The organism is Haloferax sp. Q22 (assembly GCF_001482285.1).
GTDB lineage: Archaea > Halobacteriota > Halobacteria > Halobacteriales > Haloferacaceae > Haloferax.
Genome location: NZ_LOEP01000005.1, coordinates 185,505 through 208,632 on the forward strand (window position 1 = coordinate 185,505; position 23,128 = coordinate 208,632).

Sequence of the window (23,128 nt, forward strand, 5' to 3'; positions counted from 1 at the left end):
CGGTCGGGTGAAGCCGCCGTGAGGCCGGGGCCGAATCGGACATAATGTATTTCACCAGACAGCTTCGACGTCGCCTATGGAGAGAAACGAACTCTACCACGTCGTCGGGTTATTCCTGTTGGCGATGGTAACACTGACGTGCGATTTCTCTGGGTTCACCTTCCCAGCGAGCATATTCGGCGGCCTTGCGCAGATTATCTCCTACGCGGTGATGGTCATCGCTCCGTCGTACGTTATCGCAGACATCGCGGTTCAACTGACCGGCAGTTAGTTCGGCTGTGTCCGGGGCTTCGACGACCGGATAGTAACCGTAGCTGCCAACGGCGTCAGCTATTCGTCGCCGCCGTGGGTGTAACCGCGGTCCGGCACGGGCTCGCCGTCGGCGATGACGGCGGCCTCAGCGGATTTCTCGACCGCCTTCCCGACCACCGTGAGCGGCACGTCCGCCGCGTCGCGGGCGGCGTCGAGCGCCGACTCGGGGAGCGTGAACACGAGTTCGAAGTCCTCGCCGAAGAACGCCGCGAGGTCGCGTCTGTCGTCGGAATCGGTCGCCACCTCGGCGACGCCGTCGTGGACCGGGAGCGCGTCGAAGTCGAGTTCGAAACCGCAGTCGCTGGCCTCCGCGAGCTGGTGGACCGAGCGGGCGAGGCCGTCGCTCGAATCCATCATCGCCGTCGCCGACCCGCGGAGGGCGACGCCGGCGGCGACGCGGGGCGTGAACCGGAAGAGGTCGTTCGCGCGGACGGTCTCGCCCGCCTCGAACAGGCGGACGGCGGCGGCGGAGCGGCCGAGTTCGCCGGTGACGCAGAGCAGGTCGCCCGGCTCCGCGCCCGAGCGCCGAACCGGGTCGTCGGTGCGGCCGATGGCCGTCGTCGCCGTCGTGAACTCCTGGTGGGTGTCGAGGTCGCCGCCGACGTACGCCGCGTCGACCGCCTCGCACACGTCCCGCGCGCCCCGGACGAAGTCGCCGAGTTCGGTCTCGTCGAGTTCGACGGCGGCGTAGGCGGCGACGGCGCAGGTGGCGCTCGCGCCCATCGCGGCCACGTCCGAGAGGGACGCGCCGACGGCCCGCCAACCGGCGGTGTAGCGGGTCGTCCCCGCGGGGAAGTCCGTCGTCTCGTGGAGCATGTCGGTCGTGACGACGAGGTCGTCCACGACGGCGGCGTCGTCGCCGGCACCGGGGAGGTCCGCGGCGAGCAGTCTGAGGGCGGCGCGCTCGTCCATATGCGGACGTGTCGGGCGGAGCGGAAATGTCCACCTATCCGACAACGGGCGGCGGTGCGGACCGCGAGCCCACGACTGCGTCGGTCCGGACCTGTTTCTTGGCCGTCGAATCCGGTGACTTAATGCCCGTCGTAGACGCATCCCCAGCAAATGGCCCGCGAGAACCTCCGCGCGACGGTGCTCGGTTTCGCAGCGGCGGTCGTCGTCTTTGCCGTCCTGTTCTACTTCGCGGGCGTGGACGAACTCATCGACCGGGTGACGATGGCCGAGCCGACCTACCTGGTCGCCATCTTCGCCATCACGCTCGTCTGGCTCGTCTCGTGGGGCGCGTCGCTGAAGACCGTCCTCGGCGTACTCGGCGTGGATGTCTCGACCGTCCGCTCGTTTCTCATCTTCACGGGCGCGACGTTCTCGAACAACATCACCCCGTTCGGACAGGCGGGCGGCGAGCCCGTGACCGCGCTTCTCATCTCCCGGAGCGCCGACACCGAGTACGAGACCGGACTGGCGGCCATCGCCAGCGTCGACACCATCAACTTCGTCCCCTCCATCACCATCGCGCTCATCGGCGCGGGCTACTACGCCACGGAGGTGACGCTCGGCCGCAACCTCGAAATCGCGCTCGTCGCCGTGGTCGGCCTCGCCGTCGGCGTGCCAGCGGCCGTCTACACCGCGTGGAAACGCCGTTACGACCTCGAACGACGGATTATCGGCGTTCTGACGCCGTTCATCCGAACCGTTTCGCGGTACGTTCCGCGGGTGTCGGTACCCACGAACGACGGCATCGAGCGCCGCATCAACGGCTTCTTCCGCTCTATCGAGCGCGTCGGCCGGAACCCGCGGGGGCTGGCGGTCGCGCTCGGCCTGTCGGGGTTCGGCTGGTTCTGCCAGATGGTCGCGCTCTGGGTGGCGTTTCACGCCATCGGCGCGCCAATCGCGTTCTCCATCGCGCTGTTCGTCGTCCCCATCGGGGCGATAGCCGGCGTGACGCCGCTTCCCGGCGGCGCCGGCGGCATCGAGTGGACGCTTGCCATCCTCGTCGCCGCCGCGAGCTCCGCCGTCTCGTTTGACGTGGCGACCGCAGGCGTCGTCGTCTTCCGGGGGTTCGTCTACTGGGTGCCCGTCGTCCTCGGCGGCCTCGTGATGAGCACGGAGAGCGCGCGCGGGTGGCGGTCCTGACGCCGCGGACGCGGGCTGTCGGCCCGGCAGACGCCGGTCGGGGCGCAGGAGCCTCCAACCGCCCGTATCGGGCGAATACGATGCCTTTAAACGCCGCGATTATGAACCAATAGCCATGGTAACCATCTATGACGTCCCGGCGGACGCCCTCATCGAAGAGGTCGCCGGACGACTCGAGGACCGTATCGAGCAACCCGACTGGATGGCCTTCGCGAAGAGCGGCCAGACCCGCGAACTCCCGCCCCAGCAGGACGACTTCTGGTACGTCCGTGGCGCGAGCCTGCTCCGCAAGGTCGCCATGAACGGCCCCGTCGGTGTCGACCGCCTCTCCACCGAATACGGCGGCCTCAAGCGCGGCTCCAACCGCTACAGCGTCTCCGGTGCGCACAGCGACGCCGGCAGTAAGAACATCATCCGCACGCTCCTCCAGCAGCTCGAAGAGGAAGGCCTCGTCGAGACCGCAAAGGGCGAGGGCCGCCGCATCACCGCCGAGGGGACGAGCTTCCTCGACAACGCCGCGTCCGACGTGCTCTCCGACCTCGACCGTCCGGAACTCGAACGCTACGCGTAGAGCCGCCGACACACACCGAGAGTTCTTCTTCGACGGCGGATTCCCCGAGAGCCGTCTGTATGCGGGTCCGTAATGGTTTTCAGACATCGGACCGTGCGCTAGGGTATGAGTGGCAGTCCCGACGATGAGCGACTGGAGGAGCTTCGAAAGAAGAAGATGCAGGAACTCCAAGAACAGCGGGGCGGCGGCGGTCAGGGCTCCGCCGAGCAACAGCAGGCCGAGGAAGCCGCCCAACAGCGCGCCGAACAGCAGAAACAGGCGCTTCTCAAACAGCACCTGACCGACGAGGCCCGCCAGCGCCTCAACGCGGTGCAGATGTCCAAGCCGGACTTCGCAGAGCAGGTCGAGCGCCAAATCGTCGCCCTCGCCCAGAGCGGGCGCATCCAGGGCCGCATCGACGACGACAAGATGAAGGCGCTCCTGAAAGAGCTGCAGCCCGAGTCGAAGAGCTTCAACATCCGCCGTCGGTAACACGTGGAACTCGCGCTCCTCTACAGCGGCGGCAAGGACTCCTCGCTCGCTGCGCTGCTTCTCGATACCTTCTACGACGTGACGCTCGTGACCGCCCACTTCGGGGTCACGGAAGACTGGACACACGCCCGCGACGCGGCGGCCGAACTCGGCTACGCCTTCGAGACGCTGGAACTCGACCGCGAGGTCGCAGCGCAGGCCACGGCCCGCATGGTCGAAGACGGCTACCCCCGCGGCGGCATCCAACGCGTCCACGAACACGCTCTCGAAGCGGTCTGCGGCCTCGATTTCGACGCCGTCGCCGACGGCACCCGCCGCGACGACCGCGTCCCGTCCATCTCCCGGGCGCAGGCCCAGAGCCTCGAAGACCGCCACGGCGTCGACTACCTCTCGCCGCTTTCCGGGTTCGGCCGCGGCGCGGTCGACCGCCTCGTGGAGTCGCATCTCGACGTGGAGACCGGTCCGTCCGAGGAGATTCCGAAGGCCGACTACGAGGGCGAACTCCGCCAACTCATCGCCGCCGAACACGGGCAGGCGGTGGTCGACGAGGTGTTCCCGGACCACATCCAGAGCTACGTCCACGGCCGACGCTGAGGACGCCGCTGTCCGGTAACCGCCGGCTCGGTCCGTACCGCGTCGTTTTTCACCCCGCCGCGCGCCGGATGAATCATGGACCCCGGCATCGCCTACTCCGTTCTCGCCGCGTTCGTCTGGGGCGTCTACATCTTCGCCCTGAAGCGGTACTTCCCGGGGTACTCCGGCGCGGTCATCACGGTCGTCGTCAACGCCTTCGCCGTCCTCCTGTACCTCCCGGTCACGGTGGTGACGTACGACCCCACGGCCGTCCCCTCGCTGGCCGAACTCGGCGCGATGGGAGTCCTCATCGTCGCCGGCACGGCGGTGCTCGTCGGCGTCGCGTTCATCCTGTTCGTCGACGCGCTCGCCGCCGGCGACGTGTCCTACGTCGCGCCCATCAACAAGCTCGTCCCGGTGTTCGTCCTTCCCATCGAAATCCTGTTTCTGAACCAGTTTCTGACCGGGTTACAAGTCCTCGGCGTCGCGGTTGCCACCGTCGCCGTCTACGTCGCGAACTACGAGGGCGGGGCGTTCCTCGACCCGCTGCGGCGCGCGGTCCGCTCGCGGCCCGCCCAACTCGCGCTGGCGAGCGCGGCCTGTTACGCCGCCAGCGACGTGGGAAAGCGCGTCGCCCTGCAGGAACTCGGCATCCCGACGAGCGTGTTCGTCCCGGTGCTGTTCACCGGCGCGGCGCTCGCGGTCCTGCCCGTCGCGGCCCGCAACTGGACGAGCGTTCGCGGCGACGTTCCGAAGTTCGTCGCGGCCGGCGCGCTCGTCGCCGTCGGCGAGCACGTCACCTCGACCGCCTTCGGGATGGTACCGGCGAGCATCGCCTCGCCCATCGTCAACACGCAGGCCATCGTCGCCGTCGTCCTCGGCGGGGTCGTCCTCAAGGAGTCACAGTTCGGGCTCCGCCTCGCCGCGGCCGTCCTCGCCGTCGCGGGCGTCTCGCTCATCGCCCTCGGCGACCTCTCGGCACTCGCGGCGCTGGTCGGCTAACCGTCCGCGACCCCGACGAACCGCGCCGCACCGGCGACTCGACGACGAACTGAGGGTGAACCGACAGCAAACCGACGAGCGCCCGTCGACCCGAACAACAGGTTTCAAGCGCGACCTTCGCCAACCAACGCGCATGTACGACCGACTCAAGGGATTTCGTGACTTCTATCCCGGCGAGATGTCGGCCCGGCGCGAGGTCGTCGACACCGTCGAGACCGCCGCCGCCCGCTACGGCTTCCGCGAAATCGGGACGCCCCACCTCGAACGGACCCAGATGTACGTCGACAAGTCCGGCGAGGAAATCGTCGAGGAGCTGTACGCCTTCGAGGACAAGGGCGGCCGCGAGGTCACCCTCACGCCCGAACTGACGCCGACGGTCGCCCGGATGGTCGTCGCCAAGCAACAGGCGCTGTCGAAGCCCATCAAGTGGGTCTCGACCCGGCCCTTCTGGCGCTATGAGCAGGTCCAGCAGGGTCGCTTCCGCGAGTTCTACCAGACCAACGCCGACATCTTCGGCTCCTCGGAACCGGAGGCCGACGCCGAGATTCTGGCCTTCTGCGCCGACGCGCTGACCGACCTCGGCCTCACGTCCGACGACTTCGAGTTCCGCGTCTCCCACCGCGACATCCTCGGCGGCCTGCTCCGGTCGTTCGACGCCGACGTGGACGTGGCCGACGCGGTCCGCGCGGTCGACAAGTCCGAGAAGGTCGAACGCGAGGAGTACCTCGGCCTGCTCTCGGACGCCGGCCTCTCGTACGACCAAGCCGGCGAGTTCGCCGACCTCATCGAGCGCGGCGACCTCGACGAAATCGCCGAGTTCGGCGGCGACAACGTCGAGGCCGCGGTCGAGAACCTCCGGAACGTCCTCGCCGCCGCCGACGACTTCGGCGCGGGCGAGTTCTGCGAGGTGTCGCTGACGACCGCCCGCGGACTGGACTACTACACCGGCGTCGTCTTCGAGTGCTTCGACTCCACGGGCGACGTGTCGCGGGCGACGTTCGGCGGCGGCCGCTACGACGACCTCATCGAGTCGTTCGGCGGCCAGCCCACCCCCGCCGTCGGCGTCGGTATCGGCGGCGCGACGCTCCAACTGCTCTGCCAGCGCGCCGGCGTCTGGCCCGAGGAGGAACTGGCGACCGACTACTACCTCCTCACCGTCGGCGACACCCGGGCCGTCGCCTCCGACATCGCCCGCGACCTCCGCGAGGCGGGCAACGTCGTCGAAGTAGACGTGTCCGGTCGGAGCTTCGGCGCGCAGATGTCCTACGCTGACTCCGTCAACGCCGACACCGTCGTCATCGTCGGCGAGCGCGACCTCGAAAACGGTGAAGTGACGGTCAAGGACATGGCGAGCGGCGACCAGACCACCGTCCCCGTCGACGACTTCCCCGGCGACCGCGACGCGCCGACCTACGAGGACTACGAGTAGACAGTCCATCTGAGCGCCGCCAGTCGCCCCCGCGATTCCCGCGCCCCGATACCGGCGCGCGCCCTTTTGTTCCCGCCCGTCGTACAGACGAGTGACATGTACGACAGGATTCTCGTCCCGCTCGACGGCAGCGCCCCCGCCGACGAGGCGCTCGACCGCGCCATCGACCTCGCCGCGACGACGGACGCGACGCTCTATGCCCTCTACGTCGTCGACGAACGCGTCCTCCACGCGACCCAACTCGACGCCGGTGGCCTCGTCCGTGCCTACGAGGAGGAAGGCGAGCGGATCGTCTCCGAGGCCGTCGAGGCGGCCGAGGCGGACGGCCTCGAAGTCGTCACGGCCGTCGAACACGGCTCGCCGCACCGGGCAATTCTCCGGTACGCCGAGGAGGTCGACGCGGACCTCATCGTGATGGGCACCCACGGCCGCCGGGGCATCGAGCGCTACCTACTCGGGAGCGTCACCGAACGCGTGCTCCGGATGGCCGACGTGCCGGTGCTCACCATCCGAAGCGAGGACTCCCCGGTCGAAGACGAACAGTCACTGGACGCGGACGTGTAGTCACGGCGACGGTGTGGAGACGACAGGTCAATCGGGGTCGTCGAACCGGGTGGAGTCGATTAAGTAGTCCGCCGGAAAATCACCCGACATGCGCGCCTTCCGCGTCGCCTACGACGGACGCCCGTACAACGGGTTCCAGCGACAGCCGGACGTGCCGACCGTCGAGGACGCCCTCTTCGACGCCTGCCGCGCGCTCGGCGTCTGCGACGACGACGAGGAACCGACCGACTACGCCGCCGCCGGGCGGACCGACGCGGGCGTCTCCGCGCTCGCACAGACCGTCGCCTTCGACTGTCCCGACTGGTGTACGCCGCGGGCGCTGAACTCGGAGTTACCGGGCACGGTCCGGGCGTGGGCCGCCGCCGACGCCCCGGGCGACTTCCACGCCCGGCACCGGCCGACCCGCCGCGAGTACGTCTACGACCTCCACGCCCCGAGCGACGGATTCGACGACGGCTGGGCGCGAGACGCCTTCGACGCCTGCCGCGGCGAACACGACTTCCACAACCTCACGCCCGACGACCACGGAACGGTCCGGGCCATCGACGGCGACCTGACCCGCGACGGCGACTTCCTCCTCGTGCGCGTCGAGGCCGGCGGCTTCGCCCGCGAACTCGTCCGCCGACTCGTCTCGCTCGTCCGCGCCGTCGGGTCGGGCGCGGCCCCGCCGTCGAAGGTGGACGACGTGCTCGGTCCCGACCACCTCGACGGTCCCGAGGGCGTCCCGCCCGCACCGCCGACGCCCCTGCTTCTCACGGCGGTCGACTACCCGAACGTCGAGTTCGACGTGGACTCGATGGCCGCCGAGAGTACTGCCGCGGCTTTCGGCGAACGGGCCCTCGCAGACCGCATCGGCTGGCGCGTCGGCTCGCGCATCCGCGACGGGGTCGAGCGGGCGGACGACGCCAGAAGCAGCGGCGTCGGCGAGGACAGCAGTTGACGGACGCGGGAGGAGTCAATAGCCCTCCGGAGCGGTTGGGGTCGCACATAGCAACGTTATCCTGGTTCGGGTGCGAATCGCCGACCATGTGCTACGACGCTGTCATCTTCGACAACGACGGCGTGCTGACGAAGCCGACGCTGCTCGAAGTCCAGCGGGAGGCGGTCAGACGAGCGTTCGCCGAGTTCGACGTCGAACCGACGACCGAGACGGTCGACGGCGTCATCAACGGCGGCCTCACGCGCCTGCGCCGCATCTGCGCGGTCCACGACGTACCGGTCGACGACTTCTGGTCGCACCACGAGAGTCACGCCGCGGCGACCCAGCGGGCGTGTCTGGAAAACGGGACGAAACCGCTGTACGACGACGTAACCGCCCTCGAAGATATCGACCACCCGCTGGCGGTCGTGAGCAACAACCAGCACGCGACCATCGAACACATCCTCGACGTGTTCGACATCGACGACCGCTTCGAGGTGGCCTACGGCCGCGACCCGACGGTCGAAGGCGCGCGGGTGAAGAAGCCGGACCCGCACTACATCGAGCGCGCGATGGGCGAACTCGGCGTCGACTCGGCGCTCTACGTCGGCGACAGCAACGTCGACGTGGTCGCGGCCGACCGCGCTGGCATCGACTCGGCGTTCATCCGCCGACCCCACCGCGACGGCTACCAGCTGGCCGCCGAGCCGACCTACGAACTCGACTCGCTTGACGAGCTGCTCGCGGTGTGCTGACGCGCGGGAGAACGACCACGCAAACCTCACCGCGGGCCCGTGCCGCACCCCCGCGCCGCGTATCGACCAGTAGACACATCACGCGGCTCGCCGTCGGCTCACGCATGGACCGGTCCGCCGCGTGGGATGCCACCCTCCGCATCGTCTTCGGCCTGTTTATCATCGGCGTCGGCAACGCCGTCGGCGGCTTCCTCGCCAGCATGACTGGCATCGCCGGCCTCGCACTCTACCTCCTCGTCGCCGTCCCGACGTTCGTCTACGGGATGTACTACGTCGTCATCGGGGCCGGAATGGTCGTCGAGGCCGCGACTGAAAGCGCGCTGTCGCAAGCTGACCTGACGGTCGAAGTCACCGACAGCGAGGAGAACCGCGACGACTCAGATGACAACCGCGGCGACGGTTCCGACCCCTCCGCGCGCGACTGACCGCCGAACTCACTCCCAGCCGTCGGGCCAGATACCCGCCGCCTTCATCCCCGTCTCGAAGTCGGCGTCGCGGAACGCCGCGGCGAGGTCGTCGTCGTCGAGCCGCGGCACCTCCCCGTCGGCGGCGGCCGCGGCGAGGTCGCGGACGATAAGTGCAGTGAGCATCCCGTGTTCGCGGACGTTTCTGTCGTCGACCTTGTCGCGGGTGTCGGCGTGGGTGTGACCCCAGCCGCGGCCGCGCTCGCCGCTTTCGCTCCTGAGCTGAAGCGCCGGGACGCCGGCGCGGACGAACGGCCATTGATCGCTGAACGGGTGCGGTTCCGGTTCGATTTCGACCGGGTGGCGCGTCTCGTTGCCGACACGGGTCGCCACCTCGGCGGTCGCCTCCGAGGTGTGGCTGTGGGCGACGAGGTCGCGGAACCGCCCCGCGCCGTCGACGTTGACGACGGCGGCGACGCGGTCGAGGTCGAGGCGGTCGGCGAGATGTTCGGAGCCGGTCAGCCCGAGTTCCTCCGCACCGACGCCGACGACGCGGACCCCGAGGTCGAGGTCCATCTCGGCGAGGAGTCGCGCCGCGGTGACGACAACCGCGATGCCGCAGCCGTTGTCGAGCGCGCCCTCGGCGATGTCGTGGGCGTCGAAGTGGGCGCACAGGACGAGTTCGCGGTCGCTGTCGGGGCCGACGCGACCCTCGACGTTCCGGCTCTCGCCGGGCGTCGTCTCGGCGTCGACCGCGAGGGTCGCCTCGCCGCCGCGGGCCGCGTAGTCGGTCAGCCACGACCCGGTTTCGGCGCTCACGCCGACCGCGGGGGCAGCGGCCTCCTCGTCGTAGCGGAGCGCCCCGGTCGGCGGGAGTTGCCCGGGGAGGTGGTTGACGAAGACGAAACCGACCGCGCCGGAGTCGACGGCGTAGTTGAACTTCTCCATTCGGTGGACGAACCGACCGCCGGCGGGGGTCGTCGTGCTGGCGACGGCGAGCGCGCCGTCCACGTCGGCGGCGTCGATTTCGCTCGGCGTGCCGTAGCCGACATCGACGAGCGGGCCGGAGACCGTCGCCCGCGGAGCGTACGGGAGCGCGACGGCCTCGAAGCGCCGCTCGTCGGGTGCGGTGAGGTCGAGCGTCGTGTCGCCGCGGGTCCAGCGCGCCATCTCGAAGGGGTCGAACTCGACGCGCCCGACACCTGCGTCGGCGAGGGCGTCGGCGACGAGCGTGCTCGCGCGGCGGTCGCCCGGCCCGCCGGCCATCCGGTCGCCGATGGCGGTCAGGTCGGTGAGGAACGCCCACGGGTGGTCGTCGACCCACGTCCGGGCGAACGCCTCGCGGACTGCGGGAGAGAGGTCGTCCATAGGGCATCCACACGCTCACCCGTCAAAGGGGTTTGCGCCGCCGGACCCCGCCGATCGAACCCCCCTGCGGTCGGGGCCGGAGTCGGTGTCGGCTGCCGAAAATCGCCCATAACATCTAACTCAGTTGACGTGGTACGCACGACCGCCATGCCTACATGTCAGAACTGCAATTCTTTCGTCACGGAAGGCTACGTCAGGGTGTTCGCCCCCGAGGGCATGGACGCCCCCCGCGTCTGTCCGCACTGTGAGGACTTAGTCCGGGACGGATCGCAGGTCCGAGAAGCGAGAGCGACCCGACACTAACCGCGGCCCGGCCGCCCTCCTCGACCCCGCTTCGCCCGTCGATTGATAAGGCTTACCACCCGCGCGTGCGTCGAATCACCCGACATGAGTTCGGTTCCCGAGCGGAGCGACATCGACGAGGAGTACAAGTGGGACCTCGACAGCATCTACGCCTCCGACGAGGAGTGGGAGGCGGCGTACGAGGACGTCGCAGAGCGCGTCCCCGAACTGGCGAGCTACGAGGGCCGCGCCACCGAGGACCCCGAGACGCTCCTCGAACTCCTCGAGACGATGGAGTCGGTGCTCCGCGAGGTGTCGATGGTCGTCTCCTACGCGAACCTCCGCAGCAGCCAGGACACCCGGAACCAGGAGTACCAAGCGCAGGCCGGTCGCGCCGAGGCGCTGGCGTCGAAGGCCCGGAGCGCGGTCAGCTATCTGGACCCCGAGCTACAGGAACTCGGCCGCGACGGCGTCGACGAGTTCGTCGAAGAAGAACCCGAACTCGAAGCCTACGAACACCACTTCGACGACGTGCTCCGGACGAAAGAGCACACCCGCTCCGCGGAGGTCGAAGAAGTCCTCGCCGACCTCTCGGACGTGACCGGCGCGTCGAGCGACATCTACTCCATGCTCGCCAACGCCGACCTCGAGTTCCCGACCGTCGAAAAGCCCGACGGCACGTCGGTCGAAATCACGCAGGGTAACTTCACGAAGCTCCAGAAACACCCCGACCGCGAGTTCCGCCGGACCGTCCACGAGGAGTTCTACGACCGCTGGGCCGACGTGCGCAACGCCGTCGGCACCTCGCTGAAAAACAGCGTCAAGAAGGACGTGAAGACCGCGCGTATCCGCGACTACGAGACCGCCCGCGAGGCCGCTCTCGACGGCCCCAACGTCCCGGTCGAGGTGTACGACAACCTGCTCGACACCGTCCGCGACAACCTCGGCCACCTCCACCGCCACGCCGAGTTGAAGCGCGAGGCCATCGACGCGGACGAACTCCAGATGTGGGACCTGTACGTGTCGCTCACCGGCGACCACGGCCCCGAGATTCCGTACGAACAGGCGAAAGAGTACATCGTCGAGGCCGTCGAACCGCTCGGCGAGGCGTACCAAGCGCGGATGGCCGAGGGCCTCGAAGACCGCTGGGTTGACGTGTACGAGAACCGCGGCAAGCGCTCCGGGGCGTACTCCGCGGGCACCTACGACACCCAGCCGTTCATCATGATGAACTACCAGGACGACGCGGCGTCGATGTTCACCCTCGCCCACGAACTGGGCCACTCGATGCACTCCGAACTCGCCAACGACGCCCAGCCGTGGCACGACGCGAGCTACGAGATTTTCACCGCCGAGGTCGCCTCCACGGTCAACGAGACGCTCCTGACCGAATACCTCCTGGAGAACGTCGACGACGACGAACTCCGGATGCACGTCCTCGACGAGTACCTCGAACGCTTCCGCTCGACGCTGTTCCGCCAGACGATGTTCGCCGACTTCGAACTCCAGATTCACGAAATCGTCGAGGACGACGGCGCGCTCACGCCCGACCGCTTCGACGAGCTGTACGGCGACCTGAAAGCGGCGTACTACGAGCCCGCGGCAACCGACGACCGCATCGCCCGAGAGTGGATGCGCATTCCGCACTTCTACTACAACTACTACGTCTACCAGTACGCGACGGGCATCTCCGCGGCGGCGGCCATCGTCGAGCGCATCCGCGAGGAGGGCGAGTCGGCCGCGGCGGACTACCGCGAGGCGCTCGCGCTCGGCGGCAGCGAGTACCCCCTCGACGTGCTCCGAACCGCCGGCGTCGACATGACCGAGCCCGAACCCATCGAGGACGCGATGTCGGTCTACGCCGAGTTCCTCGACGAGGCCGCGACGCTCCTCGACCTCGAATAACCGAAAAATCGCAGGGCGGGCTCAGCCGACCTGAACGAGTTTGACCTGCCCGGACGCGCTGTCGATGTGGACGTTGTACTCCCCGCGGTCGTCGGCGGCGCGGACGACCCACGCGGACCGCTGTCGAGACGGCGATTCGATGACGGCGTCGTCGTGGCCGGTGTGAGCGAGCTTTTCGCGCGCGATGCGCTGTGCCTCGAGCGCCGAGCGGACCGACTGCTCGCCGTCGCGGAGCCGAATCGTCGTCACCGGGACGCTGGCGAGTCGGCCGACGCGCTCGGCGACGCTGCCGTTCACCAGTCGGTCGACACCCTCGCGGCCGTGGGTGCCCATCACGATGAGGTCGGCGCGACACGTGTTGGCGAAGTCGGCGATGGACTCCGCGGGCTCTCCGACGACGATTGTCGTCTCGACGTCGACGCCGCGTTCTTCGGCGCGTTCGACCACGTCCGCGAAGGCGCGTTCGCTCCGCGACTGCGAGCGTTCGCCGTCGCCGTCGCCGTCGGTGTCCACGGGCGGTCGGGTGACGTACAGCGCGTGAACCGACGCGCCGACCGCGTCCGCGAGGCGAATCGCGTGACTCGCCGCGTTCATTGACTCCGGACTGGTATCGACGGGAACGAGGATGTGAGTGTACATTTGTTGGCCCTCCTGAGCCAGGATACGTCGGGAGCGGGGTAATATCGGGTATTTGGTTCCTATATTTCGAGAATGAGCGGGGCGGTATGTAGCCCGGTGCGTGCTATGTTCGGTAAGCGCCGCACACGACGGCGTCGTCAAATTATGAATGACGGATGGAACATCGTCGTCTGCGTCAAGCAGGTACCCGATGCGGACGACGTTACGATAGACCCCGATACGGGGACGTTGAACCGCTCCGATGCGCCGGCGGTGCTGAACAAGCCCGACCACAACGCCGTCGAGTCCGCGCTCGCGCTCCGCGACGCCGTCGGCGGGACCGTGACCGCGATCACGATGGGACCGCCGCCGGCCAGCGCCGTCCTGCAGGCGGCCGTCGCCGCGGGCGCAGACGGCGGCGTCCTGCTCACAGACCGGGCGTTCGGCGGCAGCGACACGTGGCCCACGAGCCTCGCACTCGCGCGGGCGGCCGAAGAACTCGACGCCGACGTGGTCATCTGCGGCGAGGAGAGCACCGACTCCTCGACCGGACAGGTACCGCCGGGCATCGCCGCCCACAACGGGTGGGCCCAACTCACCTACACCGAGTCGCTCGACCCCCGACCCGACGAGGGCGTCCTCGTCGGCACGCGGGACGTCGAGGGCGGCTACGAGCGCGTCGCCGCCGCGCTCCCCGTCGTCGTCGCCATGGTGTTCGGCGCGAACGACCCGCGACCCGCCGGGTTGCACCGGAAGATATTCGCCGAGACCGAGTTCGAACCCGTCCAGTGGACCGCCGCCGACCTCGACATCGAAGACCGGGTCGGCCTCGCCAACTCGCCGACGAAGGTCGGCGGGATGGACACCGCCTCGCCGGTCGAACGGGAGCGGACGCGCGTCGACAGCGTCGAAGCCCTCTACGACCACCTCGCGGAGGTGCTCTAGATGAGCGCCGCGAGCGGGCCGGAAATCGACGTGGCCGACTACCGGGACGTCTGGGTGTTCGTCGAACAGCACGAGGGTGAGGCCGCGCCGGTGTCGTGGGAACTCCTCGCGAAGGGCCGCGAACTCGCCGACGAGACGGGCGAAGCGCTCGTCGCGCTCGTCGTGGGCGACGGCGTCGCCCACCTCGCCGAGGAGGCGGTGGCCCGTGGGGCCGACCGCGCGCTCCTCGCCGACGACCCGGTGTTCGAACCGTACCGCGCCGACCCCTACGGCGAGCAGTTCCGCGCGCTCGTCGAGGCGCGCAAACCGAGCATCGTCCTCATCGGCGGGACCCACACCGGCCGCGACTTCGCTGGTCGGGTGGCCGTGCCCGCCCACGCCGGCCTCACGGCGGATTGCACCGAACTCGCCGTCGACGAGGAGGGCCTCCTCCTCGCGAGCCGGCCGACGTTCGGCGGGAGTGCCATGGCGACCATCAAATGTCCCGCCCACCGCCCGCAGATGGCGACGGTCCGCGCCGGGGTGTTCGACGCCGGCGAACCCGCAGAAGCGACCGAGAACGCGGCGGACGCCGTCGAATCGGTCGACGTCGTCGTCGCCGAGGAAGACACGCTTTCGACCGTCCTCGAACGGGTCGTCGGCGGCGTCGTGGACATCACCGACGCGGACGTCATCGTCGCCGGCGGGGCCGGTTGCGAGGGCGACGTGACGCCGCTCGTCGAACTCGCGGAGGCGCTCGGCGGCGAAGTCGCCGCCACCCGCGCCGCCGTCGAGGAGGGCTGGGTCGAACCCGCGCGACAGGTCGGCCAGACGGGCAAGACTGTCCGGCCGCACCTCTACATCGCCGCGGGCATCTCGGGCGCCGTCCAGCACCTCGAAGGGATGAACGGAAGCGACATGGTCGTCGCCGTCAACACCGACCCCAACGCGCCCATCTTCGAGCACGCCGACTACGGCATCGTCGGCGACCTCCACGAGGTGCTTCCCGCGCTGACTGCGATGGTTCGCGAGAAACAGGAGGTGGCGGCATGAGCCACGAGGCGACCACGGCCGGCGGCCTACAACGCCCGGACCTCCAGACCGAGACGCCGAACTACGACGACGCGTTCGACGCCGTCGTCGTCGGTGCCGGTCTCGCTGGCACCGCCGCGGCGCTGACGATGGCCCGCGACGGCCTCGACGTGCTGATGCTCGAACGCGGCCCCGCACCGGGGACGAAGAACGTCTTCGGCGGGGTGCTCTACACGCCGACGATTCGGGAGTTAGTCGACATCGACGACGCGCCGCTCGAACGCTACATCGCCGAGAAGCGCTTCTCGATACTCTCGTCGGACGGCGACGAAACCGCGATTTCGATGCGGCCCGGCGCGTGGCGCGACGACCCCCACAACGACTCGTACACCGTCCTCAGGCGGCGGTTCGACGAGTGGTTCGCGAAGCAGGCGGTCGACGCCGGCGTGACGCTCGTCACCGAGACGACGGTCACGGGACTGCTCCGCGACGGCGGCGCTGTCGTCGGCGTGACGACGGACCGCCCGGACGGGGAGATTCACGCGCCGGTCGTCGTCCTCGCCGAGGGCGCGAACTCGCTCGTGAGCGAGGGCGCGGACCTCAAGGAACGCCCCGAGCGCGATGCGGTCGCGGTGTCGGTCAAAGAGGTGTTCAAACTCGACCGCGACACCATCGACGACCGCTTCCGTCTCGACGGCGACGCCGGCGCGGCCTACCAGTACTTCGGCGAGGGGGCCGTCGGCGAGGCCGTCGGCGGCGGCTTCGTCTACACGAACAAGCGCTCCGTGAGCGTTGGGGTCGTCTACCGCGTCGAAGACGCCGCGGCCGGCCAGACGCCCGAGGCGACGCTCGATGCCTTCGAGTCGCACCCGGCGGTCGCCCCGCTCATCCGCGGCGGCCGCCGCATCGAGTACAGCGCGCACGTCGTCCCCGAGGGCGGCGCTCGCGCGATGCCCGACCTCGTCCACGACGGGGCGGTCGTCGTCGGCGACGCCGCCGGCCTCGTGCTGAACAGCGGCGTCCACCTCGAAGGGACGAACATGGCCGTCGAGAGCGGCTACCACGCCGGCAAGGCCATCGCGGCCGCGCTGGCGGACGACCGAAGCGACGCCGAGGCGCTCGCCGCCTACACGCGCGACCTCGACCAGTCGTTCGTAGTCGAGAACCTCCGCCACTACGACTGGTTCCAGCGGACTATCGCGGCGGACCGACAGTTCCTCTTCGAGGACCTGCCGCGCGCGCTGGCCAGCGCCGAGACGGAGTACTTCAAGATGGACCGAACGTCGAAAGACGAACACACGGGCGCGGCCCGCGACCACCTCGTCGCCGCCGCCGGCGGGTGGTTCGGCGCGGCGAAACGCGCCTGGCGCTTCCGGAGGATGTTATCATGAGCACCGCACAACCCCACGTCCCCGACGTGAGCATCGAAGACCGTCTATACACGGTCAAGTACCGCGACGCCGGCGAGTCACACCTCGGCGTCGAGAACCCGGACGTCTGCGCCGACTGCACCACGAACGAGTGCACGTCGGTCTGTCCGGCTGCGGTCTGGACAGTCGACCCGGACGGCGACGGCGTGCCGTCTATCGCCTACGAGAACTGTCTGGAGTGCGGGACCTGCCGCTACGGCTGTCCGTACGACAACGTCGAATGGACCTATCCGAAGACCGGCGGCGGCGTCGTGTTCAAACAGGGCTGAGGGGCCGCGACCCTCTGTTTCGGGGGGTTCGCCGCCAGAACCTGCCCAAACCAAGATATAGTTGAATCAATAACATTTGTGCAGGGACTATCGATGTCAGACGAGTATTTTCGTTTAACTCTGGGGGAACAGACAGACGTTGACGAGGTGGTGCTCGGGTTTCGAAAGGGAGGTGAGTACTACGAGCTTGCGGTGTTAGAACCGCCGCTACAAGCAGAGATACGAAAGGAGTGACACAGCCTACGCCCGGACGCTGTTAACCCAGCTGTCGAGTTCGAACTCATCAGCCCAATTGACGTTTGGAGACTTCTTGCGTGCTTGTTCAACACGGAGACCCATGGATGTTTTCGGCGCTTCGTTAATTGGTACGATATACGATTCCTCAAGCTCAGGAGCGTAAACCGCGAAGATGTCTATCTGCCCGTCATATCCCTCTTTTTTGACTCGTCGAGTTAGGGTACCTGAGCTACGAGTTTCAAACTGAACTCGCCCATTCGTCAACCGGCCAGTCTTCACTTGAACACGATAGAATGTACCAGCGATTTCGACGACGTAATCGTACCGTTCGTTGTCACCAAATGGCTCTAATACGGTGACTCCACGGCGAGTGAATTCGAAGAGAATCGCTGCCTCACTACACTGTCCCCGTTGCTTTGGGTGACTAATCTCGTCCATAGCTCCACAAGGGTTCTGTTTGGAAAGAACGGCAGGTACAGAGTGAAAGTAGTCAACGCGATTCGAAAGACAGCCCGGTGATGCTGTCGCTCGCTGACGTAGAAGTTGGAAGAGCAGCGTCACTCCGCACGAAGTTCGTCGCAGAAACGGGCTGGGAGGGACTTGAACCCCCGACCGTCTGGTGTCTTCCGAAACCACGCGACTCGCGTAGTCCCGCTAAAAGCCAGACGCTCTGCCTAACTGAGCTACCAGCCCTCATCGGTTTCTTAAGTGGGGATACTGATAAGCGTTTATTTTCGCCGCCCCCTCCTGCTTTGTACCCCGTTCCCGTCCCCCACAATATGGACCTTCGCGACTTCGTGGACGCGCTGCTCCGGTTCGAGAGCGTCGCCCGCGCCGAGGCCCCGGCCCAGCAGTGGGTCAAAAACCGACTGCACGACTTCGGCTTCGACACCTACGAGTGGACCGCCGACCCGGCGCGTCTGGCCGAACACCCGTCGTTCCCCGACGACCCCGACGACATCGACGCGGCGAACCGACCGAGCGTCGCCGGCGCGTTCGAGTTCGGCGACCCCGACGCCGGCCGGACGCTCGTCCTCGACGGCCACGTGGACGTGGTGCCCGCCGACAGAGAGCTGTGGTCCCACGACCCGTTTTTACCCGACTGGGACGACGAGGCCGGCACCGTCAGCGCCCGCGGCGCGGCCGACATGAAAGCGGGGCTCGCGGCGTGCGTGTTCGCCGCGCTCGACCTTCGGGATGCCGTCGAAGCGAGTGGCCTCGACCTCGACGGGCGGGTCGTCGTGGAGAGCGTCGTCGGCGAGGAGGAAGGCGGCATCGGGGCCGCGGCGGCCGCGCTCGACAACCCCTACCCGTTCGAGCGAGACGCCGCGCTCGTCGCCGAACCGACGCGGCTCAAGCCGGTCGTCGCCACCGAGGGGTCGGTCATGAAGCGTCTCCGACTGACCGGGCGCACGGCGCACGCGGCCTCGCGGTGGCGCGGCGTGGACGTCATCGAGAAGTTCGAGGCGATTCGGGCGGCGTTCTTCGACCTCGAAGCGGAGCGGACCGACGCGGTCGCCCATCCGCTTTTCGACTACCCGATACCGTGGCCCGTCTGCGTCGGCCGCGTCGAGGCGGGGACGTGGGCGTCGAGCGTCGCGGGGACGCTCACCGCGGAGTGGAGACTCGGCGTCGCGCCGGGCGAGACCGTCGCCGAGGTCGAAGCCGCGTTCGAGGAACGGCTGGCGCGCGTCGTCGCCGACGACGAGTGGCTCTCGGCGCACCCGCCGACGTTCGAGCGCTTTTCGGTGCAGTTCGAGCCGGCCGAAATCGACGCCGACGAACCGGTCGTGGAGTCGCTGCGCGCGGCGCTCCGAGCCGACGGCCGCGACGAGGACCCCGTCGGTGCGACCTACGGAGCGGACTCGCGGCACTACGTCGAGGCAGGTATCCCGACGGTGCTGTTCGGGCCGGGCGACATCGACCAAGCGCACTTTCCGGACGAGACAGTCGAGTGGGGAGAAGTCGAGGTGGCGCGCGACGTGATTCGGGAGACGGCGACGCGCTTTCTTCAGTCGAGGTAGTCGTCGAGGGCGTCCGCGACCACGTCGCCGGGGGCGGCGTCTTCGAGCGAGGCGCGGCGGCGGAGTTCGAGGTAGACGTCGGCCGGGAGCGTCACGTCGAGCGTGCCGATATCGACGCCGTGGGCCGACAGGGCGTCCACGACGGGGGTGCCGTCGTTGACCTCGCTGGCGAGGCGGCGGACCTCGCGGACGGTCAGTCCGGCGTCGAGCGTCGCCCACGCGAGGTGAAGCCTGGCGTCGCCGGAGACGCGGGCGATGTGCTTGGCGGCCGTGGGGGCGATGCGCCCGCGGGCGACGTGTCGGCGGACCGATTGCGGGAGGTCGTGCACGCGGGCCCACTTGCGGATGAAAGAGACGGACACGTCGCCGCCGGCGCGTTCGGCGGCGCGCTTGTAGGAGCCGACGCCCCGGACGAGGGCGGCGCAGGCGGCCGCGCCGCGAAGCATGAACACGTGGTCGTCGTCGCCGGCGGTGGACTCGGAGAACGAGCGGACCGTTCTGGCGGCCTCGGCAAGGCTGTCGGGGTCGGTGGGGTCGAACCCGACGGCCTCGCGGGCGCGATCGCCCGTGACGGCGGGGTCGCCGCGGACGACCGGTTCACCGACCGGTTCTCGTCGGTCGGCCGGAACCTCGGTCGTTCGGCGTTCGTCGTTCGTCATCTACGAGACGGTAACGCGTTCGGACTTAAAAACGTCCCCCCGAGAGGCGAGATTCGCGCGCGAGCGGTCGGCGGGCGGAATACGAGCAAGTAGCTAGAGGCCCGCAAACGAGGGACGGCAGAGGGCGGGGATTCGCTGACGGCGACCGATTCCGGGTGGGCGGCGGGCGGTTACTCCTCGCGAGACTCCGAGAGGTGCGACCAGATTTCGGTACAGCCCGCACCGTCTTCGAGGTCTTTGAGGTGAGCCGTGGGGTCTTCTTCCTCCGCCTCAGTCGACGACTCGACCTCGGCGTCAGCCTCGCGGTCGCGTTCGGGTTCGAGTTCTGCCTCGCCGGTCATGCGTCACCCTCCTGCGACTGTTCGAACAGCTCTGGGGCGACGTCGGCGGAGGCGTGTTGTCGGACGGCGGTGCGGTGGTCACTCATCACCACCACGTACCGGCCGGACCCGCATAAGGGAATCCGCACCTGTAATGTGTACCCCCACTCCCGGCTACCGGAACGGGTTGCCCCTACCTCTGACGGCCGGTTTCGGGCACAATCGCACGACTACGCCGGAACGACCGCCAAAACGCGCGTCGCGCTCCCCCGCGGGGATTGCGGGCGCCGCCCCGCATAGGTAGCCGGAGCGCGGAAGGTGAGGTATGAGCGTCTCCCTGCGCGTCCTCGACGACGGGGCGTGGGTCTCCGTGAACGACGCCAGAGAAGTGAGCGTGAGCGAACTCTGGCGGCTCGACGACCCGTCATTCTGTGGGTGCGAGCTTCCCGACTTCGTCGTCGAGAACATCCTCGACGTCGGCGCGGACGGTAGAACCATCTCCGCGAGGGTGTACGGCCAGTGCATCGCCTGCGGCCAGACGGGCGTGCCCGGCTGGGTTCCGGTCGGCAGGCTCCGCGAGGGCGAATTCGTCGATATCGACCGCGAGCGGGTCGTCCTCCCGGTTCGACGCGGCGACGACGACGAATAGGCAACATTCTCCGCTTTTGGGCAGCACCGGGAAGGGTTGACGGTACGCTCGGGGCCTTACGTGGGCACGTATATGGACATTCATACGAATGCCCACGGACGTCGAACGCTGGAAGTCGGAGGTCTACGGTAACGAGATACGAGAGCACCTGCTCGAATTCGCCGAGCAGGGCTGGGACACCATCCCGGAAGACGAGCGAGACGCCTGGTTCGAGCGCTTCAAATGGTGGGGACTGTACCACCAGCGCAACGGTCAGGAGTCGTACTTCATGATGCGCATCGGGACGCCGAACGGCGTGCTGACGCCCGGCCAGACCGAAGTCGTCGCGGAGGTCGCCGACGAGTACGCCCGCGGCCCCGCCGAGAACCCCATCTTCGGCAACGGCTACGTCGACTGGACGACCCGCCAGTCGATTCAGCTCCACTGGATCAAACTGGAGGACATCCCGGAAATCTTCGAGAAGCTCGAATCGGTCGGTCTCTCGACGCAACAGGCCTGCGGTGACTCGTGGCGCAACATCGTCGGCTGTCCCGTCGCCGGCAAGGACAAACACGAGCACGTCGACGCGCTCCCCGTCGCGATGGAGCTCAACGAGACGTTCAAGGGCAACGACGACCACTCGAACCTCCCGCGGAAGTGGAAGGTCTCTGTCACCGGCTGCCGCGAGGGCTGCGGACAGGGCGACATCAACGACCTCGCGCTCGAGCCCGCGACCAAGGAGATAGACGGCGAGGAGACGAAGGGGTTCAACATCCGCATCGGCGGCGGCCTCTCGCGTAACGAGCCGCGACTCGCCCGCGACATCGACGTGTTCGTGACGCCCGAGCAGGCGGCCGAGGTCTCGGGAGCCATCTCCGCGCTGTTCCGCGAGAACGGCGACCGCGACAACCGCTACAACGCCCGCATCAAGTTCCTGATGGACGAGTGGGGCGCGGAGAAGTTCCGCAACGTCCTCCAGGAGGAGTTCGTCGACTTCGAACTGGAGACCGCCGGCGACGACCTGCGCTCGGAGTACTCCTACAACTCCGGCTACGCCGACGGCGGCCATTCCGACCACGTCGGCATCCACGAGCAGGCTGACGGCAACTACTACGTCGGACTCGACGTCCTCGTCGGTCGCATGGGCGTCGACGACACGAAGGAGCTCGCCCGCGTCGCCGACGAGTACGGCTCCGGTGAGATTCGCATCACCCAGCGCCAGAACGTCATCATCACCGACGTGCCCGAGGAGAAGCTCGACGCGCTGCAGGACGAGGACCTCCTCGACCACTACTCGCCCGACCCGCACCCGTTCATGCGCGGCTCTATCGCCTGTACGGGCACCGAGTTCTGTTCGCTCTCCATCGTGGAGACGAAGAACCGGCAGGTCCGCTACGCCCGCTGGCTCAAGGAGAACGTCGAACTCCCCGCGGGCGTCGAGGACTTCCACATCCACCTCTCGGGCTGTACGGCCTCCTGCGCCCAGCCGCAGATTGCAGACATCAGCCTCCGCGGCATGAAGACCCGCAAGGACGGCGAGCCGGTCGAGGCGCTCGACATCGGCCTCGGTGGCGGTCTCGGCGAGAACCCGAACTTCGCCGAGTGGGTCACCCAGCGCGTCCCCGTCGACGAGGTGCCGGGCGCAATCAAGAACCTGCTTGCGAACTTCGAGGAGCGCCGCGAGGGCGACGAGACGTTCCGCGAGTTCGTCGCCCGGACGGACGAAGAGGACCTCGCCGAACTGGTCGAACCCGAAGAGACCAGCTACGAGGACCCGATGATGCACAACACGAAGCGCACGTGGTACCCCTACGCGGAAGACGACTCGATGGACGCGAGTCCCGCGCCGACCCACGGCGACGGCACGCCCATCACGAGCGACGACTGAGCGCGCAGACTGCGCTCGTCGCCGGTTCCCGGCACCGGCTCGCGTCGGTGACGACTCCGCCGCGCTACCTATTTACGACGACACCATACACTACTCACAGATGCCAGACCGAATCCTGAAGGTCAACGCCTACACGACGCTGGACCTCGTCGACGCGTCGGCGACGGGTCACGACTTCGAGGAGTCGGCGTTCGCGGTGTGCAACGTCACCTCGCCGCGGAAACACCCCGACGAGATTACCCTCGAACTCGAACTCGACTGGACGCAACTCGACGCGCTCGCGCCGCACGCGGACAAGCTGACGCTGTCGCCCGACGAGGCCCGGAAGCTCGCGGCCGACCTCGAAAAACACGCAGATCGGGTCGAAGCCGAACAGCGCGACTGACCGCAGTCCCCCGATTTTCGACGCCGGTTCGACGGCCCGGAGCGGCGGGACCGTCCGCGCGAACTCGA

Annotated in this window: 27 protein-coding genes and 1 tRNA gene; 21 read left to right on the plus strand and 7 right to left on the minus strand. The window is 68.1% G+C overall.

Annotated features, from left to right (window positions below; translation table 11 throughout):
- The first annotated feature begins 76 nt into the window (after positions 1–76).
- On the plus strand, positions 77–271 hold the full coding sequence (locus AM590_RS01855; protein WP_058825952.1) for a hypothetical protein: 195 nt from the start codon (positions 77–79) through the stop codon (positions 269–271).
- A 59-nt stretch (positions 272–330) separates the two neighbouring features.
- Here AM590_RS01855 and thiL read toward each other — a convergent pair whose 3' ends face one another.
- Entirely contained in the window at positions 331–1,224 is an 894-nt protein-coding gene (gene thiL / locus AM590_RS01860; RefSeq protein ID WP_058825953.1) for a thiamine-phosphate kinase, read from the minus strand.
- A gap of 150 nt (positions 1,225–1,374) precedes the next feature.
- On the opposite strand from thiL, the gene AM590_RS01865 reads away from it, so the two are divergent.
- The 10 genes from AM590_RS01865 (at position 1,375) to AM590_RS01910 (ending at position 9,112) form a co-directional block, all read left to right on the plus strand.
- A complete protein-coding gene (locus AM590_RS01865; RefSeq protein WP_058825954.1) occupies positions 1,375–2,403 on the plus strand; it encodes a lysylphosphatidylglycerol synthase transmembrane domain-containing protein in 1,029 nt (342 codons plus the stop codon).
- 115 nt (positions 2,404–2,518) lie between these two features.
- Positions 2,519–2,974, plus strand: a complete 456-nt coding sequence (locus AM590_RS01870; RefSeq protein ID WP_004041740.1) for a 30S ribosomal protein S19e — start codon at positions 2,519–2,521, stop codon at positions 2,972–2,974.
- A 105-nt stretch (positions 2,975–3,079) separates the two neighbouring features.
- A complete protein-coding gene (locus AM590_RS01875) occupies positions 3,080–3,445 on the plus strand; it encodes a DNA-binding protein (RefSeq protein WP_004976420.1) in 366 nt (121 codons plus the stop codon).
- A 3-nt stretch (positions 3,446–3,448) separates the two neighbouring features.
- On the plus strand, positions 3,449–4,039 hold the full coding sequence (locus tag AM590_RS01880; RefSeq protein WP_058825955.1) for a tRNA (5-methylaminomethyl-2-thiouridylate)-methyltransferase: 591 nt from the start codon (positions 3,449–3,451) through the stop codon (positions 4,037–4,039).
- A gap of 75 nt (positions 4,040–4,114) precedes the next feature.
- Positions 4,115–5,020 (plus strand): EamA family transporter, encoded by a 906-nt coding sequence (locus AM590_RS01885; RefSeq protein WP_058825956.1) that lies wholly within the window; start codon positions 4,115–4,117, stop codon positions 5,018–5,020.
- A 133-nt stretch (positions 5,021–5,153) separates the two neighbouring features.
- Positions 5,154–6,449 carry a histidine--tRNA ligase gene (gene hisS, locus AM590_RS01890; protein ID WP_058825957.1) on the plus strand — a complete coding sequence of 432 codons (1,296 nt, stop codon included), beginning with the start codon at positions 5,154–5,156 and terminating at the stop codon, positions 6,447–6,449.
- A gap of 96 nt (positions 6,450–6,545) precedes the next feature.
- Positions 6,546–7,013, plus strand: coding sequence for a universal stress protein (locus AM590_RS01895; RefSeq protein ID WP_058825958.1), 468 nt, complete (start codon positions 6,546–6,548; stop codon positions 7,011–7,013).
- 88 nt (positions 7,014–7,101) lie between these two features.
- The gene (gene truA, locus AM590_RS01900; protein ID WP_058825959.1) at positions 7,102–7,953 is read left to right on the plus strand and encodes a tRNA pseudouridine(38-40) synthase TruA; all 852 of its coding nucleotides are present in this window, start codon (positions 7,102–7,104) and stop codon (positions 7,951–7,953) included.
- A gap of 86 nt (positions 7,954–8,039) precedes the next feature.
- A complete protein-coding gene (locus tag AM590_RS01905; protein ID WP_058825960.1) occupies positions 8,040–8,687 on the plus strand; it encodes an HAD family hydrolase in 648 nt (215 codons plus the stop codon).
- 104 nt (positions 8,688–8,791) lie between these two features.
- On the plus strand, positions 8,792–9,112 hold the full coding sequence (locus tag AM590_RS01910; protein WP_058825961.1) for a hypothetical protein: 321 nt from the start codon (positions 8,792–8,794) through the stop codon (positions 9,110–9,112).
- 9 nt (positions 9,113–9,121) lie between these two features.
- Here the strand turns inward: AM590_RS01910 and AM590_RS01915 are convergent, their stop codons facing one another.
- Positions 9,122–10,459 carry a M28 family metallopeptidase gene (locus AM590_RS01915; protein WP_058825962.1) on the minus strand — a complete coding sequence of 446 codons (1,338 nt, stop codon included), beginning with the start codon at positions 10,457–10,459 and terminating at the stop codon, positions 9,122–9,124.
- A 387-nt stretch (positions 10,460–10,846) separates the two neighbouring features.
- Here AM590_RS01915 and pepF point away from each other — a divergent pair, with 387 nt between their 5' ends.
- Entirely contained in the window at positions 10,847–12,646 is a 1,800-nt protein-coding gene (gene pepF / locus AM590_RS01920) for an oligoendopeptidase F (RefSeq protein ID WP_058825963.1), read from the plus strand.
- Between the two features lie 21 nt (positions 12,647–12,667).
- Here pepF and AM590_RS01925 read toward each other — a convergent pair whose 3' ends face one another.
- Positions 12,668–13,285: a universal stress protein gene (locus AM590_RS01925; RefSeq protein ID WP_058825964.1), complete on the minus strand. Its 618-nt coding sequence runs from the start codon at positions 13,283–13,285 to the stop codon at positions 12,668–12,670.
- Between the two features lie 144 nt (positions 13,286–13,429).
- On the opposite strand from AM590_RS01925, the gene AM590_RS01930 reads away from it, so the two are divergent.
- From AM590_RS01930 to AM590_RS20305, 5 genes are all read left to right on the plus strand, one after another.
- A complete protein-coding gene (locus AM590_RS01930; RefSeq protein ID WP_058566274.1) occupies positions 13,430–14,209 on the plus strand; it encodes an electron transfer flavoprotein subunit beta/FixA family protein in 780 nt (259 codons plus the stop codon).
- Complete coding sequence (locus tag AM590_RS01935; protein WP_058825965.1) at positions 14,210–15,241, plus strand: electron transfer flavoprotein subunit alpha/FixB family protein; 1,032 nt, start codon at positions 14,210–14,212, stop codon at positions 15,239–15,241.
- On the plus strand, positions 15,238–16,611 hold the full coding sequence (locus tag AM590_RS01940) for an FAD-dependent oxidoreductase (protein WP_058825966.1): 1,374 nt from the start codon (positions 15,238–15,240) through the stop codon (positions 16,609–16,611). Before AM590_RS01935 ends, AM590_RS01940 begins: the two co-directional genes overlap by 4 nt.
- Positions 16,608–16,919 (plus strand): ferredoxin family protein, encoded by a 312-nt coding sequence (locus AM590_RS01945; protein WP_058566271.1) that lies wholly within the window; start codon positions 16,608–16,610, stop codon positions 16,917–16,919. Before AM590_RS01940 ends, AM590_RS01945 begins: the two co-directional genes overlap by 4 nt.
- 93 nt (positions 16,920–17,012) lie before the next feature.
- A complete protein-coding gene (locus AM590_RS20305; RefSeq protein WP_157575406.1) occupies positions 17,013–17,153 on the plus strand; it encodes a hypothetical protein in 141 nt (46 codons plus the stop codon).
- A gap of 6 nt (positions 17,154–17,159) precedes the next feature.
- Here the strand turns inward: AM590_RS20305 and AM590_RS19660 are convergent, their stop codons facing one another.
- Positions 17,160–17,594 (minus strand): group I intron-associated PD-(D/E)XK endonuclease, encoded by a 435-nt coding sequence (locus tag AM590_RS19660; RefSeq protein WP_082677627.1) that lies wholly within the window; start codon positions 17,592–17,594, stop codon positions 17,160–17,162.
- A gap of 147 nt (positions 17,595–17,741) precedes the next feature.
- A tRNA-Lys gene (locus AM590_RS01950) sits at positions 17,742–17,849 on the minus strand.
- Positions 17,850–17,935: 86 nt separating this feature from the next.
- Between AM590_RS01950 and AM590_RS01955 the strand changes: the two genes are divergently transcribed.
- The gene (locus AM590_RS01955; RefSeq protein WP_058825967.1) at positions 17,936–19,180 is read left to right on the plus strand and encodes a M20/M25/M40 family metallo-hydrolase; all 1,245 of its coding nucleotides are present in this window, start codon (positions 17,936–17,938) and stop codon (positions 19,178–19,180) included.
- Here AM590_RS01955 and AM590_RS01960 read toward each other — a convergent pair.
- Together AM590_RS01960 and AM590_RS20710 are read right to left on the minus strand one after the other, a co-directional pair.
- Positions 19,168–19,839: a hypothetical protein gene (locus tag AM590_RS01960; RefSeq protein ID WP_058825968.1), complete on the minus strand. Its 672-nt coding sequence runs from the start codon at positions 19,837–19,839 to the stop codon at positions 19,168–19,170. The genes AM590_RS01955 and AM590_RS01960 overlap by 13 nt on opposite strands.
- 170 nt (positions 19,840–20,009) lie before the next feature.
- On the minus strand, positions 20,010–20,180 hold the full coding sequence (locus AM590_RS20710; protein ID WP_008096575.1) for a hypothetical protein: 171 nt from the start codon (positions 20,178–20,180) through the stop codon (positions 20,010–20,012).
- A gap of 304 nt (positions 20,181–20,484) precedes the next feature.
- Here AM590_RS20710 and AM590_RS01965 point away from each other — a divergent pair, with 304 nt between their 5' ends.
- The 3 genes from AM590_RS01965 to AM590_RS01975 all read left to right on the plus strand — a co-directional run bounded on the left by AM590_RS01965 (position 20,485) and on the right by AM590_RS01975 (position 23,060).
- Entirely contained in the window at positions 20,485–20,808 is a 324-nt protein-coding gene (locus tag AM590_RS01965) for a hypothetical protein (protein WP_058825969.1), read from the plus strand.
- A gap of 88 nt (positions 20,809–20,896) precedes the next feature.
- Positions 20,897–22,675, plus strand: a complete 1,779-nt coding sequence (locus AM590_RS01970) for a nitrite/sulfite reductase (RefSeq protein WP_058825970.1) — start codon at positions 20,897–20,899, stop codon at positions 22,673–22,675.
- Between the two features lie 100 nt (positions 22,676–22,775).
- Positions 22,776–23,060, plus strand: coding sequence for a DUF6360 family protein (locus AM590_RS01975; RefSeq protein WP_058825971.1), 285 nt, complete (start codon positions 22,776–22,778; stop codon positions 23,058–23,060).
- The last annotated feature ends 68 nt before the right edge of the window (positions 23,061–23,128 follow it).

Bases quoted from the DNA above. Each gene is read 5' to 3' on its own strand.
- AM590_RS01930 (WP_058566274.1), top strand. From the start codon at position 13,430: ATGAATGACGGATGGAACATCGTCGTCTGCGTCAAGCAGGTACCCGAT.
- AM590_RS20305 (WP_157575406.1), top strand. From the start codon at position 17,013: ATGTCAGACGAGTATTTTCGTTTAACTCTGGGGGAACAGACAGACGTT.
- AM590_RS01870 (WP_004041740.1), top strand. From the start codon at position 2,519: ATGGTAACCATCTATGACGTCCCGGCGGACGCCCTCATCGAAGAGGTC.
- AM590_RS01955 (WP_058825967.1), top strand. From the start codon at position 17,936: ATGGACCTTCGCGACTTCGTGGACGCGCTGCTCCGGTTCGAGAGCGTC.
- AM590_RS01935 (WP_058825965.1), top strand. From the start codon at position 14,210: ATGAGCGCCGCGAGCGGGCCGGAAATCGACGTGGCCGACTACCGGGAC.
- AM590_RS01945 (WP_058566271.1), top strand. From the start codon at position 16,608: ATGAGCACCGCACAACCCCACGTCCCCGACGTGAGCATCGAAGACCGT.
- pepF (WP_058825963.1), top strand. From the start codon at position 10,847: ATGAGTTCGGTTCCCGAGCGGAGCGACATCGACGAGGAGTACAAGTGG.
- AM590_RS20710 (WP_008096575.1), bottom strand. From the start codon at position 20,180: ATGACCGGCGAGGCAGAACTCGAACCCGAACGCGACCGCGAGGCTGAC.
- AM590_RS01970 (WP_058825970.1), top strand. From the start codon at position 20,897: ATGCCCACGGACGTCGAACGCTGGAAGTCGGAGGTCTACGGTAACGAG.
- AM590_RS01895 (WP_058825958.1), top strand. From the start codon at position 6,546: ATGTACGACAGGATTCTCGTCCCGCTCGACGGCAGCGCCCCCGCCGAC.
- AM590_RS01905 (WP_058825960.1), top strand. From the start codon at position 8,040: ATGTGCTACGACGCTGTCATCTTCGACAACGACGGCGTGCTGACGAAG.
- AM590_RS01875 (WP_004976420.1), top strand. From the start codon at position 3,080: ATGAGTGGCAGTCCCGACGATGAGCGACTGGAGGAGCTTCGAAAGAAG.
- AM590_RS01855 (WP_058825952.1), top strand. From the start codon at position 77: ATGGAGAGAAACGAACTCTACCACGTCGTCGGGTTATTCCTGTTGGCG.
- AM590_RS01925 (WP_058825964.1), bottom strand. From the start codon at position 13,285: ATGTACACTCACATCCTCGTTCCCGTCGATACCAGTCCGGAGTCAATG.
- thiL (WP_058825953.1), bottom strand. From the start codon at position 1,224: ATGGACGAGCGCGCCGCCCTCAGACTGCTCGCCGCGGACCTCCCCGGT.
- AM590_RS01965 (WP_058825969.1), top strand. From the start codon at position 20,485: ATGAGCGTCTCCCTGCGCGTCCTCGACGACGGGGCGTGGGTCTCCGTG.
- AM590_RS01915 (WP_058825962.1), bottom strand. From the start codon at position 10,459: ATGGACGACCTCTCTCCCGCAGTCCGCGAGGCGTTCGCCCGGACGTGG.
- truA (WP_058825959.1), top strand. From the start codon at position 7,102: ATGCGCGCCTTCCGCGTCGCCTACGACGGACGCCCGTACAACGGGTTC.
- AM590_RS19660 (WP_082677627.1), bottom strand. From the start codon at position 17,594: ATGGACGAGATTAGTCACCCAAAGCAACGGGGACAGTGTAGTGAGGCA.
- AM590_RS01910 (WP_058825961.1), top strand. From the start codon at position 8,792: ATGGACCGGTCCGCCGCGTGGGATGCCACCCTCCGCATCGTCTTCGGC.
- AM590_RS01960 (WP_058825968.1), bottom strand. From the start codon at position 19,839: ATGACGAACGACGAACGCCGAACGACCGAGGTTCCGGCCGACCGACGA.
- AM590_RS01940 (WP_058825966.1), top strand. From the start codon at position 15,238: ATGAGCCACGAGGCGACCACGGCCGGCGGCCTACAACGCCCGGACCTC.
- AM590_RS01865 (WP_058825954.1), top strand. From the start codon at position 1,375: ATGGCCCGCGAGAACCTCCGCGCGACGGTGCTCGGTTTCGCAGCGGCG.
- hisS (WP_058825957.1), top strand. From the start codon at position 5,154: ATGTACGACCGACTCAAGGGATTTCGTGACTTCTATCCCGGCGAGATG.
- AM590_RS01885 (WP_058825956.1), top strand. From the start codon at position 4,115: ATGGACCCCGGCATCGCCTACTCCGTTCTCGCCGCGTTCGTCTGGGGC.
- AM590_RS01975 (WP_058825971.1), top strand. From the start codon at position 22,776: ATGCCAGACCGAATCCTGAAGGTCAACGCCTACACGACGCTGGACCTC.